14 protein-coding genes are annotated in these 14,553 nt (G+C 61.5%); 5 read left to right on the top strand and 9 right to left on the bottom strand.

Translation table 11 applies throughout. The features are described from left to right. Positions 1–29 precede the first annotated feature (29 nt). Positions 30–1,679: an energy-dependent translational throttle protein EttA gene (gene ettA, locus K1W69_RS00915; RefSeq protein WP_220226452.1), complete on the bottom strand. Its 1,650-nt coding sequence runs from the start codon at positions 1,677–1,679 to the stop codon at positions 30–32. 259 nt (positions 1,680–1,938) lie between these two features. On the opposite strand from ettA, the gene K1W69_RS00910 reads away from it, so the two are divergent. The 4 genes from K1W69_RS00910 to K1W69_RS00895 all read left to right on the top strand — a co-directional run bounded on the left by K1W69_RS00910 (position 1,939) and on the right by K1W69_RS00895 (position 4,849). Further along, on the top strand, positions 1,939–2,136 hold the full coding sequence (locus tag K1W69_RS00910; RefSeq protein ID WP_220226451.1) for a hypothetical protein: 198 nt from the start codon (positions 1,939–1,941) through the stop codon (positions 2,134–2,136). A gap of 78 nt (positions 2,137–2,214) precedes the next feature. Then, complete coding sequence (locus tag K1W69_RS00905) at positions 2,215–2,958, top strand: DUF6969 family protein (protein ID WP_220226450.1); 744 nt, start codon at positions 2,215–2,217, stop codon at positions 2,956–2,958. 39 nt (positions 2,959–2,997) lie between these two features. Next, on the top strand, positions 2,998–3,960 hold the full coding sequence (locus K1W69_RS00900; protein WP_220226449.1) for an alpha/beta fold hydrolase: 963 nt from the start codon (positions 2,998–3,000) through the stop codon (positions 3,958–3,960). A 79-nt stretch (positions 3,961–4,039) separates the two neighbouring features. Continuing rightward, on the top strand, positions 4,040–4,849 hold the full coding sequence (locus tag K1W69_RS00895; RefSeq protein ID WP_220226448.1) for a TerC family protein: 810 nt from the start codon (positions 4,040–4,042) through the stop codon (positions 4,847–4,849). Between the two features lie 40 nt (positions 4,850–4,889). Here the strand turns inward: K1W69_RS00895 and K1W69_RS00890 are convergent, their stop codons facing one another. Beyond that, on the bottom strand, positions 4,890–5,228 hold the full coding sequence (locus tag K1W69_RS00890) for a protein tyrosine phosphatase family protein (RefSeq protein ID WP_220226447.1): 339 nt from the start codon (positions 5,226–5,228) through the stop codon (positions 4,890–4,892). Between the two features lie 128 nt (positions 5,229–5,356). On the opposite strand from K1W69_RS00890, the gene K1W69_RS00885 reads away from it, so the two are divergent. Continuing rightward, on the top strand, positions 5,357–6,382 hold the full coding sequence (locus K1W69_RS00885) for an ABC transporter ATP-binding protein (RefSeq protein WP_220226446.1): 1,026 nt from the start codon (positions 5,357–5,359) through the stop codon (positions 6,380–6,382). Between the two features lie 164 nt (positions 6,383–6,546). On the opposite strand, the gene K1W69_RS26850 is transcribed toward K1W69_RS00885, so the two are convergent. From K1W69_RS26850 to K1W69_RS00855, 7 genes are all read right to left on the bottom strand, one after another. Next, complete coding sequence (locus K1W69_RS26850; protein ID WP_258570761.1) at positions 6,547–7,269, bottom strand: ABC transporter permease; 723 nt, start codon at positions 7,267–7,269, stop codon at positions 6,547–6,549. 29 nt (positions 7,270–7,298) lie between these two features. After that, positions 7,299–8,264 (bottom strand): ABC transporter permease, encoded by a 966-nt coding sequence (locus K1W69_RS26845; RefSeq protein ID WP_370688156.1) that lies wholly within the window; start codon positions 8,262–8,264, stop codon positions 7,299–7,301. Further along, on the bottom strand, positions 8,257–9,237 hold the full coding sequence (locus tag K1W69_RS00875; protein ID WP_220226445.1) for an ABC transporter substrate-binding protein: 981 nt from the start codon (positions 9,235–9,237) through the stop codon (positions 8,257–8,259). The genes K1W69_RS26845 and K1W69_RS00875 overlap by 8 nt, the downstream gene beginning before the upstream one ends. 96 nt (positions 9,238–9,333) lie before the next feature. Next, positions 9,334–10,914 carry a hydantoinase B/oxoprolinase family protein gene (locus K1W69_RS00870; protein ID WP_220226444.1) on the bottom strand — a complete coding sequence of 527 codons (1,581 nt, stop codon included), beginning with the start codon at positions 10,912–10,914 and terminating at the stop codon, positions 9,334–9,336. Between the two features lie 4 nt (positions 10,915–10,918). After that, the gene (locus tag K1W69_RS00865; RefSeq protein WP_258570760.1) at positions 10,919–12,004 is read right to left on the bottom strand and encodes a M24 family metallopeptidase; all 1,086 of its coding nucleotides are present in this window, start codon (positions 12,002–12,004) and stop codon (positions 10,919–10,921) included. A gap of 24 nt (positions 12,005–12,028) precedes the next feature. Further along, positions 12,029–12,856 (bottom strand): aspartate/glutamate racemase family protein, encoded by an 828-nt coding sequence (locus tag K1W69_RS00860; protein WP_220226443.1) that lies wholly within the window; start codon positions 12,854–12,856, stop codon positions 12,029–12,031. Positions 12,857–12,877: 21 nt separating this feature from the next. Further along, a complete protein-coding gene (locus K1W69_RS00855; RefSeq protein ID WP_220226442.1) occupies positions 12,878–14,542 on the bottom strand; it encodes a hydantoinase B/oxoprolinase family protein in 1,665 nt (554 codons plus the stop codon). Positions 14,543–14,553: the final 11 nt, after the last annotated feature.

The raw sequence follows: 14,553 nt of genomic DNA, 5'->3' as shown, positions 1-14,553 counted from the left end.
ATATCACCCGGCCGATGGGAAAGTAGCCCCTACCGCGTCAACCGCTTGTAGGTGACCCGTTTCGGATTGACGGAGTCCGGTCCCAGACGACGGATTTTGTCCTTCTCGTAATCTTCGAAGTTGCCTTCGAACCACTCCACGTGGCTGTCGCCTTCGAAGGCGAGGATATGCGTCGCCAGCCGGTCGAGGAACATGCGGTCATGGCTGATGATCACGGCGCAGCCTGCGAAATTTTCCAGTGCGTCCTCAAGCGCGGCCAGCGTTTCGGTGTCCAGATCGTTGGTCGGTTCGTCGAGCAGGATGACGTTGGAGCCCTGCTTCAGAACCTTCGCGAGGTGCACCCGGTTGCGCTGTCCGCCGGAGAGCGTGCCGACTTTCTGCTGCTGGTCGCCGCCCTTGAAATTGAAGTTGGAGCAATAGGCGCGGGAATTGACCTCGTGCTTGCCGAGCTTGATGATGTCGTTGCCGCCGGAGATTTCCTCCCAGACGGTCTTGCCGGCGTCGAGCGCGTCACGGCTCTGGTCGACATAGCCGAGATCGACGGTTTCGCCGATCGTCACCTCGCCGTCGTCGGGCTTTTCCTGACCGGTGATCATCCGAAACAGCGTCGTCTTGCCGGCGCCGTTCGGGCCGATCACGCCGACGATGCCGCCCGGCGGCAGCTTGAAGCTCAGATCGTCGATCAACAGCCGCTCGCCATAGCCCTTGCTGACGTCCTCCACGTCGATCACCTGGTTGCCGAGGCGCTCACCGACGGGAATGATGATCTGCGCATCGCCAGGGCGGCGATCGTCGGCTGCGTCCACCAGTTCGTTATAGGCGCGAATACGCGCCTTGGATTTCGCCTGCCGCGCCTTAGGACTGGATGATATCCAGGCCTGTTCCTGCGCCATGGCCTTCTGGCGGTTGGCCTCCTCGCGGCCTTCCTGCGTAAGCCGCTTGGCCTTGGCTTCCAGATAGGCGGAGTAGTTGCCCTCATAGGGAATGCCCCTGCCCCGGTCGAGTTCGAGGATCCAGCCGGTGACGTTGTCGAGGAAGTAGCGATCGTGGGTGATCATGAGCACGGCGCCCGGATATTCGCGCAGATGCTTTTCGAGCCAGGCGATGGTTTCGGCGTCCAGATGGTTGGTCGGCTCGTCAAGCAAAAGCAGATCGGGCTGGGAGAGCAGCAGCTTGCAAAGCGCGACGCGGCGCTTTTCACCGCCGGACAAATTGTCGACCGCGCTTTCGCCGGGCGGACAGCGAAGCGCGTCCATCGCCATTTCAACCTGGCTGTCGAGATCCCACAGGTTCTGCGCGTCGATGATGTCCTGAAGCTTGGCGCCCTCGTCCGCCGTCTCGTCGGAATAGTTCATCATCAGTTCGTTGTAGCGGTCGACGATCGCCTTTTTCTCTGCGACGCCTTCCATGACGTTCTCGGCGACCGTCTTCGTTTCGTCGAGCTGCGGCTCCTGCGGCAGATAGCCGACGGTCGCGCCCTCCGCGACCCAGGCTTCGCCCGTAAATTCGTTGTCCAGCCCCGCCATGATGCGCAGCACGGTGGACTTTCCCGCGCCGTTCGGACCCAGAATGCCGATCTTGGCGTCGGGGTAGAAAGACAGGTGAATGTTTTCAAGAACCTTCTTGGAGCCATAGGCCTTGTTGAGGCCGGCCATATGGTAGATGAACTGGCGTGCCATGGCGCGCGTGTTTCCTCGTAACTGATTGCTCGGAATTTTGGCTGCTTGTAGTGCGAGACGCGGTGAATTGAAAGCATATTGCAACATAAATTCGATGCTGGCGAGACGACGTCGCGGCATGGTCGAAATCCGCTCCCACTTCACTTCACTCTCGCAAAAGCGTGAATTTGTTCGCGGCCATCGTGAGAAAAGGTGAGGAAATGATCGTCTAGATTGCGCGTGCCGAAACTGATTTCGGTCATTTCCAGAGGAGATACTCATGAACGGCAAATCCAGAAAAGCACTCGCGATGATGATCGTTGGCGGCGGACTGACGGCTGCAGTCGCAGCGACCCCGGCCTGGTCTTCCTGCGGCGCATGCGGCGCTTGCGGCGCCTGCGGATCGAAAAAGGAAAAAGTCTGCGGCGCGTGCGGCGCTTGTGGCGCTTGTGGCGCTTGTGGCGCGAAAAAAGACTAATTCGGTGCTATGCCGGGAGCCGTGTCTTTCGGCTCCCAGCAATTTCTGGCATAAACAAAGCGTAGCGGAACCGGAAAGATGAATATCACGATACGCGACAAAGCCAGCATCGATTTCGCAAGCCTGCCCAAAGACAGGCTGCTCGCAATGCAAAAAGCGGCCGACGATATGATCGGCGTGCTTCAGGAGGCCGCGCAGCAGGACAAGCACATCCTCATCGACGTGCTGGGCTCCACCTCCCCCGATCCCTTCACCATGTGGCGGCACTATCCGCCGGGAGACGTGCGCGACAAGAAGAAGGGCGCAGTGTGGTTCTATCACGCCCATTCCGAAGACAAGGAAGCGCGCCCCTGGACCGAACACGGTCACTTCCATCTCTTCGTTTACACGGAACACGTCGCAGACGGCGTCGAACCGATCGCATTGCCGCCCGAACCCGATTTCGAGAATGGCGGCCTGTGCCATCTCGTCGCGATCTCATTCGACCATTCCGGGACTCCGATTCGCGTCTTCACGACAAATCGATGGGTCGCGGCGGAATGGCAATACCCGGCAGAAGAAGTCATCCGGCTTCTCGATTATTTCGACCTCGACAACGAGGAATACGCCTTGACGACGCGCTGGCTGAAGGCGGCCTTGCAGCTTTTCCGGCCGCAGATCGAATGGAGCCTGATCGAACGCGACAAGGCGATCGAGGTCATGCGCCGGCAGGATCCGGAAGGTTTTTCGGAAGACACGTCCGTCGAGGCGTTGTCCTCTTTCGAATTCGATCTCGGCTCACAGATCGACGGCATTGAAAACGCCCTGGCGGCAGACGAATAAACGGTTGTTTTCGGCAGCGCCTGCGGGCATTGTCCGGCAATGCCTGTTTTCGACGAAAAAAGCAGCCTTGAGTCGCCCACCGGCGCTACGCTCAATCTCTTGCATATGAAGCCTGTGCAGGACTGTCGCGCGATCGTGCAGATCAATCACGGCATGGGAGAGCACGCTGGCCGGTACGCGCATTTCGCGGCGTTTCTCGCCAAGCGCGGTTTCGCCGTCTTCGCCCACGATCATCGCGGCCATGGCGAAACGGTCGCCCCGGGCATATCCGTCGGCATGTTCGGCAAGGGACCGTCAGCCGAAAACTGGAAACCGGTGATCGCCGATGTTCTGGCTGTCAACGAGCATGCACGGCAGCGTTACGCGGATGTTCCGGTGATCACGTTCGGACATTCGATGGGGGCAGCCATCGCCTTCAATTTTGCCCTGTCATATCCCGGACGCCAGGCCGGTCTCGCCGCCTGGAACCACGGCTTTGCAGCCGGTCTTCCCGCGCGGGCGGCATTGGCGATCCTCAGCGCAGAACGCATGCTCAAGGGCTCCGACACGCCAAGCCGCATCCTGCAGAAACTCACGATCGACGCATGGGCGGCGAAGATCAAAGACCGGAAGATCTACGAAGACTGGCTCTCGCACAACGCCGAATCGAACGCCGCCTACGCGGCCGACCCGCTGTGCACCGGTTCGGAACAGGTCACCATATCGATGTGGCGGGACGTTATCGCCATGAATCTGCGCGCCGCCGATCCCAAGATGATCCAGGTCCTGCCGAAAAAACTTCCCGTCTACCTGACCGGCGGCGGACAGGACGCAGGCGTCGAAAACGGCAAGGCGATCGAAGTCACAGCAAAGCGCATGCAGTCGGCCGGCATGGAAAATATCTCCTGGCGCATCTACGAGAATATGCGACATGAAACACTGAACGAAACGGCCGAGCCTGGCGCCCGCCAGGTGATGATCGACTTCGTTTCGTGGGCGGACGGGATCCCGGAGCTCGCTTGAGCGTTATCCATTGCAAGTGTTCATTTCGCGATCACTTTGCTAACATTTCCAAAGGAACACACGTAAAGCGGAGCCGCCGATGCTGGCCGATCTCTTCACCCTCGACAATCTCACGACCTTTCTCATCCTGACTGCGCTGGAAACGGTGCTCGGTTTCGACAATCTGCTCTACATCTCGATCGAGGCGAAGCAGGTGGATCCGGCGCGGCAATCCTGGGTCAGAAAGGTCGGCATCATCCTGGCGATTGTGTTCAGGATCGCACTTCTCTTCGTCGTTTTGCAGCTCATCAGATTGCTGCAGGCGCCGCTCTTCGTCCTCGACCATCCCTGGATCTCCGGACAGATCAGCGGCCATTCGCTGATCGTTCTCGCCGGCGGCGTCTTTCTGATCTACACGGCGATGAAAGAAATCTATCACATGATCGGCGTCGATGACCTCGAGCATCACGAGCTGGAATATACCCGCCGAACAGTCCGTGCAGCCCTTTTCTGGATCGTCGTCATGAATGTGATCTTCTCCTTCGACACGGTGCTGTCGGCCGTGGCGCTGACGGATCATTTCATCGTCATGACCGCCGCAATCGTGGTTTCCGGCGCGCTTATGGTGCTGATGGCGGATACGGTCGCCAACTTCCTGCAGAAAAACCGCATGTACGAAGTGCTGGGTCTGTTCGTGCTGCTTCTCGTCGGCGTGATGCTGATGTCGGACGGCGGCCATATCGGCGATCTGCACTTCTTCGGATACGCCATCGAGCCGATGGCCAAATCCACCTTCTACTTCGTCCTGTTCACCCTTGTGGCGGTCGAAGTCGTGCAGGGGCGTTACCAGCAACGCATATTGGCGGAGAAGCGGGCCAAGGCGCGCGCAGAAAGGGAGCGGATCGCCTGATTGCGGTCGCGTCGGGGCGTTCGCGCCCCGTCCTGTCAGGTCAGTTGCGGATGTGCAGCGTCTGCTGGTAGATGGCTGTGGAGCGCGCGCCGGAACGGCAGTAGCCGAGCATCGGGCGATCCAGTTCGTCGAGCGCGTCGACGAAGGCCTGCACCTGCTCGTAGCCCACGCCCATGGGCCCGACCGGAACGTGCCGCATCTGCAGGCCAAGCGCTTTCGCCGCCTTTTCGATCTCTGCGAAGTCAGGCTGTCCGGCCGCTTCGCCATCGGGACGGTGACAGACAATGGACTTGAATCCGGCGGCCTTGATGGCCTCCAGATCGTCCACGCTGATCTGGCCCGCAACCGAATATTCCTCGTTGATCTGTCGTACGTCCATGATCGACCTCACGCTTTTACGAAACGTTGGACTTATAAACTGGATTTGCCGCCCGCCGCCAGACCTGTCACAAAATTGAAGAACAAATTTCGTACCCGGACCCGATTGGCGCAACACTGGAGCACGTTTTGTCGGTATCGATAAGATCGGCAGTCAAGACCTTCGGCAAGCATGCGGCCGTCAATCACGTCTCGGCGGAAATTGCAGACGGAGAATTCTTCGTCATCCTGGGCGCATCGGGATGCGGCAAGACAACCCTGTTGAGGATGATCGCCGGACTTGAGACGCTGGATTCCGGCGAAATCCTGATCAACGGCAGATCAGTCGCCGGCCCCGGCCTGCATCTGCCGCCCGAACAGCGCCGCGTCGGAATGGTCTTCCAGTCCTACGCGCTATGGCCGCACATGACGGTCGTCGACAATGTCGCCTTTCCGGTCAAAGCCGCTGGTCTTGGCAAGCGCAAGGCCCACGATATCGCTGCACGCCAGATCGAAGCGGTCTCGCTGACCGGTTTCGAAGAGCGCAAACCGTCCGAACTCTCCGGCGGTCAGCGTCAGCGCGTCGCCCTTGCCCGTTGCCTGGCGGGCAACGCGGACACGATCCTCATGGATGAGCCTCTCGCCAATCTCGATCCGCATCTCAGGTCCTCGATGGAGGAAGAGCTGGCCGCCTTCCACAAGATGGCCGGAGCAACAACGCTCTTCATCACCCACGATCAGCGCGAGGGTATGGCGCTCGCCGACCGGATCGCCGTTATGGAAAACGGCCGCTTCCTGCAGGTCGGCGCCCCGGACGATATCTACCGGTTTCCGGAAAGCGAGAAGGTTGCGCGGTTCATCGGCCAGAGCGCAATCGTTCCGGCGCTCTACGACGGCAATGGCGCGGCGATGATTGCGGGCAAAACCGTTCCGGTCGAAACCGGCGACAAGACCGGCCGCCAGGCGCGCGCGGTGATCCGCCCCGCGGACGTGACGGTCGACGCGGACGGACTTGCCGCCAGCATCAGGACCATCGTCTATCGCGGCGGCGTATGGGAGGCGCGCCTGACAGTCGACGGCGTCGACGAAGCGCTTCCGCTGGTGCTCGATCGCAAGGCGAAGCCCGGCGATGCCGTTCCGGTCACGATCCGGTCGGCCTGGCTGCTGCCGGACTGAGTTTGCTTCCCGGCATAAGGTGAGCCGGTTACTCTCCAGTTTGCGCGTCAAGCCCGCGATAAAGTAGAATATTCCATTATTTCCTTATATTTACCCTCATACCGAACTTGGTTCGGCATCCTGCGACCCGCGCGTCTGCGCGGGTAAAAAATGTAACAGTCTGCTCAGTCGTTGCGCCAGGGAATGACGCCGGCCGGCAGCTTTCCGGAGACGAGGTTCAGCCCGAGCATCAGGACGATCGTCGCCAGAACCGTCAGGCTCGCCATGGCGGAGGCAAGCGTCGTGTAGCCGCCATCCTCGTAGTTGAAGATCGTCGTGCCAATGGTCTCGTTGCCGGTCGACCACAGCAGCGCCGACACCGTCACCTCATTATAGGCGGTCAGGAACACAAGGATCGCACCCGATGCCGCAGCCGGTAAAATCAATGGAAAGAACACCGATCGGATACGCAGATAAAAGCGCGCGCCGGAGACGCGCGCCGCGTCGTCCAGCGAACGATCAAGCTGTGCGTAAGCCGCGCCGACAGGCTTCAGTGCAATGGCGAAGAAGGCGCAGAGATAGGCGATGAGGATAATCCCGCTCGTTCCGTAGAGCGACCGGTCGATCAGCGGCAGCGGTCGAATAAAGGCGAGGATGAAGCCGATGGATATCACCAGCCCCGGAATGGCGTAAGCGATGTCGCCCATCCCGGCCACGCCGCCCGCAAACCACCGGCTGCGTCCGCGTTTCTGCATGTAGTAGCCGATCATGATGGCGAAGAAGGCAAGCAGCGCAGCAGCGCATCCGGCAATCAGGGTCGAATTGACGAAGGCTCTCACAGTCACGGATTGCCGGAACAGGATCTCGGTGAAATTATCGAGCGTAAACGTCTCGAGCGCCAGCGGCAATCCATAGGTCTTGACCAGAGACGTAGCGATCAGGGAGGACAGCGGCAGGACGAGCGTAACCGCAATCCCGCGCCGAGCAGGAATTCCACAGCCGGTCGCCAGCGGCCAAGCGCGATTTCGAGAGGCCGGCCGCTTTGCCCGACAAGGCCGAGCCGCGTCCGGTTCTGCCAAAGGATCTGCATCGTGACGGCGAAGATCGCCACAATCGCAACAATCACCGCCAAAACCGCCACGTCGCCAAGCACGTCAGGGCCGAAACTCGCCAGCCGCCGCCAGATCAGCACCGGCAACGTCGTGTATCGCGCCGGAATGCCGATCAGCGCGGTGATGCCGAAATTGCCAAGCGCCGAAACGAAGGCGAGTGCAAAGCCGGCCACGAGTGACGGCAAGAGCAGCGGCAGCAATATCCTGTGGCCCAGCATCAGCGCGCCGGCGCCGCTCACCCGCGCCGCGTCGAACAGATCACGCGGCAGTCCGCGCAGGCCGGCGCGAACGACCAGAAACACGAGCGGCGAATGCTGGACAGCGAGCATGAAGACCAGCCCCTCGCGCGAATAGATCGGGTGCGTGCTGCCCAGTTCCGGCGCCAGGCCCAGCCAGCGCAGAACCGGGCTGGACGGCCCGAGCGCCTGAATCCAGGCGATCGCCGTCACATGCGGCGGGATCATCATCGGCAGCAGGATCAAAAAGACGGTCACCGCCTTCCAGCGAACATCCGTGAGACCGACAATCAGCGCAAGCAGCGCGCCGATGAACAGCGCCAGAAGCGCGGAAAGAAAGCTGCTTTCCAGCGAATTCCAAAGGGCCCGCAGCACAGAGCGGCTCTGAAACGCCTCGAAAACGGGCGTCAGCGACCAGCCCGCGTCACCTGACAATCCAGTTTTCAGAAGCAGAAAAAGCGGCAGACCGAACAGGATCGCCGCAATGAAAACAAGAACGGCGAGGGTCAGCCCCTCGCCGTCGAATAGTTTGAGTTTTATGTTGCCGTCAGCCACCGAAGATCTCGGTGAACTTCATCTTGTTTTCCGTATCGTTTTTCAGCGCGTCGGCAGGATCGAACGGGAGAAGCTTGATCTGGTCTCGGGCCGGGAAGCCTTCCGGCGGAGCGACGTCCGGATGCGCCGGCAGATAGCCTTGGCTCGAAGCCAGTTCCTGGCCTTCCTTCGAGATCAGGAAATCGACGAACGCCTTGGCGGCCGCCGGGTTCTTTGCGGTCGACAGGATCGCCACCGGTTCGGTCACAGCCGAAACGCCTTCGATCGGGAAGACGAATTCGACGGGCGCGCCGTCGAGCTTGTTGCGGATAGGCAGGAAGTCGACGACGAAACCGTACAGCTTTTCGCCGCCAGCGATCGCCTTGTATGTGCCGCCATTGCCGCCCTGCGGGTTGGCGCCCTGCTCGGCCCGGCCTTCATAGAAATCCCAGCCAAGCTCGGGATGAGCGGTGATTGCCGCCATGTGGATCGTCGCGGCGCCCGACGTGAGCGGCGAAGGCATGGCCAGCTTGTCCTTGGCTTCCGGTTTCAGGAGATCCTTGTAGGAGGCCGGCTTCATCGGCGCTTCGGCGTTGTAGACAATGCCGGTCGTGATCAGCTTGGTGGAGAAATAATTCTTGTCGTCGTCCATGATCGCCGGATCGTAGGCAGAGATGTCGGCGTCTTCGTGCGCCATCAGACGACCTTCCTGCTTAAGGCCCTCCATGGTGACCATGTCGGCGATCAAAAGCACGTCAGGCTGCGGTGCGCCGGCTTCGAACTCGGCCCGCAGCTTCGCCATTACCTTCGTTGTGCCGTCGCGAATCCACTCGACGTCGACGTCCGGATATTTCGCCTTGAAAGCGTCGACAGTCGCCTGCGCATCCTGGTTCGGCTGCGATGTGTAGAGCACCAGCTTACCGGATACATCCTGGGCCATTGCCTGGCCGGCGATCACCGCGGCGGCAACGAGAGACAGTGCAAGTCTTTTCATGGAATCGTCCTCGTGGTTTGTCGGAAACTGAATTGTTCCGCTCTGGTTAAACCGCGAGTATGACGTTCATATTTCAGTGGTTGGCATTACGGCCATTCACCGCCCCTCAAGCTTCCCCCAGCCGCCGCCATTTGCCGTATGGATAAGCACCGTGTCTCCCGCCTCCAGTTCCACGCCGCTGGCGAATGCGTGATCGGTCGTGGTCCCGTCGCGGCGGCGAATGGCAAAGCCGTTGGTTCCCCCCTCTTCACCGCCATTCAGTCCCCAGACCGGCTGTCTGGTGCGACTGTAGCCTGCGGAAAGCAACGCCGGGCCTCTTAGCGTATAGGCCAGCGACAACCCCTTGCCGCCCTTGTGGAGACCACGCCCTTCGTCGCTGTCGTTCAGCTTCTTGTATTCGACATCGAGGCCGTAGCGCGTTTCGGCGATTTCGACCGGGCAGTTGAAGGTTTCGCCGTGACTGCAGGAATACATGGCGTCCAGCCCGTCGCGTTCGGCCGTGGCGCCCCAGCCGCCCATCTGCGGCTCCACCATGGTGAAGCGACGGCCGTGATCCGGATGACTGCCGGCGATCACCGTGCCGCAGATCGAGGCGAAATGGCCGGCCGGCAGCCGATCCGGCATCGCCCTGGCGATACATTGCCACAGCATGTCGTAAAGCCGGATCCGGGTTTCGAAATAATAGCCGTGCGGAGCGACCCCCGTCGCGTGGAAAATCGTTCCTGGCGTCGTCAGAACGTCCAGCAAACGAAACGATCCGGCGTTGGCGAAGAGCGTCGGATCGGACAGCGCCTTGAAGATCATCTGCGCGGAAATCACCGCGCCGTCGCGGCTGGTATTGTACGGAGCGGCCCGCTGTAGCGGATTGCCGCGCAGATCCACCGTAAACCTGTCGCCGGAGACGGTGATCGACGCGCGCCAGATCGCGCCGTCATCCTGTTCTTCCTCAATGGCGTAAGTCCCTTCCGGAAGCGTCGCCAGTCCCGCCCGCGCGCGCCGCTCGCCCTCCTCGAAAAGCATGTCGAGCGCAGCTTCGAACGCCTCCGCGCCATAGGTCGCGACCAGTTCGACAAGCCGCTTTTCGGCGATGCGGGAGGCTGCGACCTGCGCCCAGAGGTCGCCCCGCGCAAAATCCGGAAGCCTCGAATTGGCGGATATGATGTCGAAGACGGCGGCGATCGGCTTGCCGCCCTGCATCAGCTTGACCGCGGGCAATCTCAGGCCCTCCTGAAAGATCTCGCTTGCTTCCGTCGACATGGAGCCGGCCACCCGGCCGCCAATGTCGTTCCAGTGCGCAATCGAGGCCGTCCAGGCGATCAGTTTTCCGTCCGCGAATACAGGAAGCGCGATGACCACGTCGTTGAGATGCGTCACGCCGCCGTAATAGGGATCGTTGGTCACGTACATGTCGCCCGGCAGGATCGTCTCCTTGCCGTGCAGTTCGACGATCCGCCTGACCGCCTTGTCGAGCACGCCCACGAATGTCGGAATGCCAGCGCCGGAACTCACCAGTTCGCCGTCGGCGTCGGTCACGCCGGTCCCGACATCCAGCACCTCGTAGATGATCGGGCTCATCGCGGTCTTGCGCAGAACCGCGAACATCTCGTCGGCGGCGGCGACAAGGCTCGCCTGGATCACCGATGCGGTGAACTGATCCGTAACGGTTCCGGCCGTCATGACGTCACCCTGCCCGGAACGCGTCGCGCGGAAGCTCCGACAGGATTTCCGGACCGTCTTCGCGCAGGAAGACAATATCCTCGAGCCGGAGGCCAAAGCGGTCCGGCAGGTAGATGCCGGGCTCGATCGAATACACCATTCCGGCTTCGAGGATCGTCTCGGATGTGGATGTGACCCATGGCGGCTCGTGGGGTTCGATACCCATGCCGTGGCCGGTGCGGTGTACGAAATAGGGGCCGTATCCGGCGGCCGTGATCACGTCCCGCGCCGCTTGATCGACGTCGCGCGCCCGCGCGCCCGGACGCGAGGCGTCGAGAGCGGCCTGCACGGCGGCTTCCACAACGGCGTGCACGTCGTCGTACCCTTCGGGACTTTCGCCCACCACCACCATGCGTGTGATGTCGGAGGAAAAGTCGCCTTTCTGCGCGCCGATATCGATGACGATGGCGTCGCCCTCGCGGATCACGGTGTCGCCGGTATGGTGATGGGGAAACGCCCCGTTTCTGCCGGTGCCGACGATCCGGAACAGCGGCTTCGCGCCATGGTCGTCGAAGACCTTGCCGATGATGTCGGCAACCTCCAGCTCGCGCATGCCGGGTCTAATGGCGTTGAAAGCCGCCTGCATGGCCTTGTCGGCAATACCGGCGTTCATCTTCAATTCGGCGAACTCGGCCTCGCTCTTCTTCATCCGCAGCGGACCGACGGTCGTGTCCGTAAAGTGATGTTTGGCGCCCGGCAGCGCATCGAGCACGGACAACGCGAAATCCGCGCGCATCGTCTCGTCAATGACGACGTTGCGCGCGTCCTTCGCGCCGACATGCGCCAGCGTCTTTTCGAGCGCGTCGGCCGGACCGTCCGCGTCATCCCATTCAAAGAACGCGATATTCGTCGATTCCCGGGAGCCCTCGGCGTTGAGCGCCGGCATAAGAAACGCCTCCTTCTCCGGACCGACCATCAGCATGCAGGGTCTTTCGTCCGCGTGCGGATGGAAACCGAGCAGCCAGTGCATGTTGGGTCCCGGTCCGAGCGCCGCCAGATCCATCGAGTTCTGCGCCATCGCCGCGCGCAGCGCCTGCATTTTTTCGCTCATCTCATACCTCTTTTTCCAATTCAGTCAGGCGGCTTCACCCACCGCGGACGTGGCCTCCACCACGATGCGGTTGCCGAAGGCCTCGCCATCATCGAAGCCCCCAAAACGGGCGATTTCCTCTTCGGGCGGCGCTTCGCAGGACCATTTCCTGCTCGGTATCCAGCCGCACTGGCGTTTCAGAAGCGCCGCATATTCCGCCCGCTTGAGCGCTGCGATCGACGGATCGATCACCGGAACGCCGAGCAGTTTTTCGAGTTCGGCGTAGAACCCGACCTCCAGCGTGCAGCCGAGAATCAGCGCCTCGGCATAATCCTCTTCGACCGCCTTGCGGCCGGCGTCGAGCAGGCATTGCGCGGTGCGGTCATGGTCTGTCTGAAAATCGTTGACCCCGAGCTCCACGTGATAGAATCCCGAAAGCCGGGCGCCGTGGCCGTAGTCACGGACATTTCCCTCCATCTGGTCGACCCATTTGCGCCGACCGACGATAACGCCAAACCGGTTGGCGAGGCTGACGGCGATTTCGCAGGAGGCGAAACAGGGCGCCGTCACCACCATCTCGCCGGAGATCTCGCGCGCATCGTGCAGCGCCGTATCGTAGAAGCAGCCGATCGCCAGCGCGTCGAACCCCTCGCGCGCCGCCGCCCGCACCGCGCGGATGATCCCGCGCGTGACGATCGCCTCGTAGGATCGGTACTCGATATGCGTGAACGCGCCGTCGTTCGGCGGTAGCGACGCGACATGCACCTCCGTGCCGGGCAGCTTGTGCTCGCGCGCCATGTCGGCGAAGATAACGTCATCGCCGCTGTGCCCGATCGGGTTGAGATACATGATCTTCACAGGCGCATGCGCCATGTCCGTTCCTCCCGTGTTACCTCAGACCTTGACGCCATAAACCTCGAGAGCCCGTTCGGCGCTCAAAAGCCCGTTCTTCACGTCGCTGCGCACCTTGTCCGGATCGCGCTCCTTCGGATCGCCCAGACCCGCGCCGTTGCCGGTGACGACGCGGATGACGTCGTCGCGATGCGTGGCCAGACCCGACACGAAGGCGAACCGCTCCGGCTCTCCCTCCTTCGGCCGGAATTCGACGTAATTGGGCGAGCCGTCATGGCCGCCCTCGACGCCCCAGGCCGGGAACTTCGACCGCGTGTAGCCGGCGGTGAGAAAACCGTTGTCGGCGCGAACCCGGTAATCCATGACAATGCCGCGTCCGCCGGTGAACTTGCCCTCGCCGCCCGGCTCCATGTTCAGCCGCAACTGGTCGACATAGAGCCCGTTGCGGGCTTCGTTGATCTCCGCCGGACAATTGTAGGTTTCGCCGTGGAAACCGCAGAAGACAGCGCTGTTGCCGTCGCCCTGACGGCTCGCGCCCCAGCCGCCGAGCTGCGGCTCGATGATCGTGTATTGCCGCCCGGTGTCCGGATGGATGCCGCCGATGAATGTCCCGCAAACGGACGCGAAATGCCCGGCCGCGAGGCGATCCGGCATGTGCGCTGCGAGACACCGCCACATGATGTCGTAAACCCGCAGTTCGATCTCGTAATAGAAGCCGATCGGCGCCGGCTCTTTCGCATGGAAAACGGACCCCTCGCGCGTCAGCAGATTGATCGGACGGAACGAGCCGCCATTGGCCGGCGAATAGGGATCAGTCAGCGATTTGAAGATCATCTGGGCCGCCACCATCACGCCGTCGCGGCTGGTGTTGACCGGGTTGGCGGACTGGTCCGGATTGTCGCGCAGATCAACCGTAAACTCGTCCGGGCCGATGGTGATCTTGACGTTGAAGGTCCGGCCGTCGTCCTGCTCTTCCGACAGTTCGAACGTTCCCTGCGGCAGGTCGGCGAGCGCCGCGCGCGACACCTTCTCGCCGAAATCCATGAAGGACTCCATCGCCCTTTCGAAGGTCGCCGTTCCGTATTTGGCCGCAATCTCGCGCAGCCGCTTGTCACCGACGCGGACCGAGGCGATCGCCGCCCAGACATCGCCTTCCAGCACATCGGGCATGCGGGAGTTGACCTTGATGATGTCCATCACCGGCTTGATCGGCTCGCCGTTCGCAATGATTTTAATCGCCGGCAGGCGCAGTCCTTCCTGGAAAATCTCGGTCGCCTCGCCAGACAACGAGCCGGGCGCCATGCCGCCGACATCGGAATTGTGGGCGATATTCGCCGTCCAGGCGATGATGCGGCCGTCTGCAAAGATCGGCATCGCCACCACGATGTCGTTCAGATGGGTCACGCCGCCATAGTAGGGATCATTGGTGGCGAAGACGTCGCCAGGCTCGATATCGCCGGGCTTGTCGAACTTGGCGATGATGACCTGCACCGCCTTGTCGAGAACTCCGATGAAGGCCGGAATGCCCGCGCCTGACGAGGCCAGCATGCCCTTGGCGTCCATGATGCCGGTGCCCATATCGAGCACCTCGTAGATAATCGAACTCATGGCCGTCTTGCGCATGGCGGCGAACATCTCGTCGGCCGTCGCCTGCAGGGAATTCTGGATGATTTCCAGGGTGATCGGATCGTTTGTCGGTGTGCTCACAATACGCCTCC

Source organism: Flavimaribacter sediminis, from assembly GCF_019492055.1.
Lineage (GTDB): Bacteria > Pseudomonadota > Alphaproteobacteria > Rhizobiales > Rhizobiaceae > Flavimaribacter > Flavimaribacter sediminis.
The sequence above is the reverse complement of the archived record's forward strand: the minus strand, read 5'-3'. Positions and strand labels throughout refer to the sequence as shown.

Bases quoted from the DNA above. Each gene is read 5' to 3' on its own strand.
- K1W69_RS00870 (WP_220226444.1), bottom strand. From the start codon at position 10,914: ATGACGGCCGGAACCGTTACGGATCAGTTCACCGCATCGGTGATCCAG.
- K1W69_RS00905 (WP_220226450.1), top strand. From the start codon at position 2,215: ATGAATATCACGATACGCGACAAAGCCAGCATCGATTTCGCAAGCCTG.
- K1W69_RS00910 (WP_220226451.1), top strand. From the start codon at position 1,939: ATGAACGGCAAATCCAGAAAAGCACTCGCGATGATGATCGTTGGCGGC.
- ettA (WP_220226452.1), bottom strand. From the start codon at position 1,679: ATGGCACGCCAGTTCATCTACCATATGGCCGGCCTCAACAAGGCCTAT.
- K1W69_RS00900 (WP_220226449.1), top strand. From the start codon at position 2,998: ATGCCTGTTTTCGACGAAAAAAGCAGCCTTGAGTCGCCCACCGGCGCT.
- K1W69_RS00875 (WP_220226445.1), bottom strand. From the start codon at position 9,237: ATGAAAAGACTTGCACTGTCTCTCGTTGCCGCCGCGGTGATCGCCGGC.
- K1W69_RS00895 (WP_220226448.1), top strand. From the start codon at position 4,040: ATGCTGGCCGATCTCTTCACCCTCGACAATCTCACGACCTTTCTCATC.
- K1W69_RS00890 (WP_220226447.1), bottom strand. From the start codon at position 5,228: ATGGACGTACGACAGATCAACGAGGAATATTCGGTTGCGGGCCAGATC.
- K1W69_RS00865 (WP_258570760.1), bottom strand. From the start codon at position 12,004: ATGAGCGAAAAAATGCAGGCGCTGCGCGCGGCGATGGCGCAGAACTCG.
- K1W69_RS00860 (WP_220226443.1), bottom strand. From the start codon at position 12,856: ATGGCGCATGCGCCTGTGAAGATCATGTATCTCAACCCGATCGGGCAC.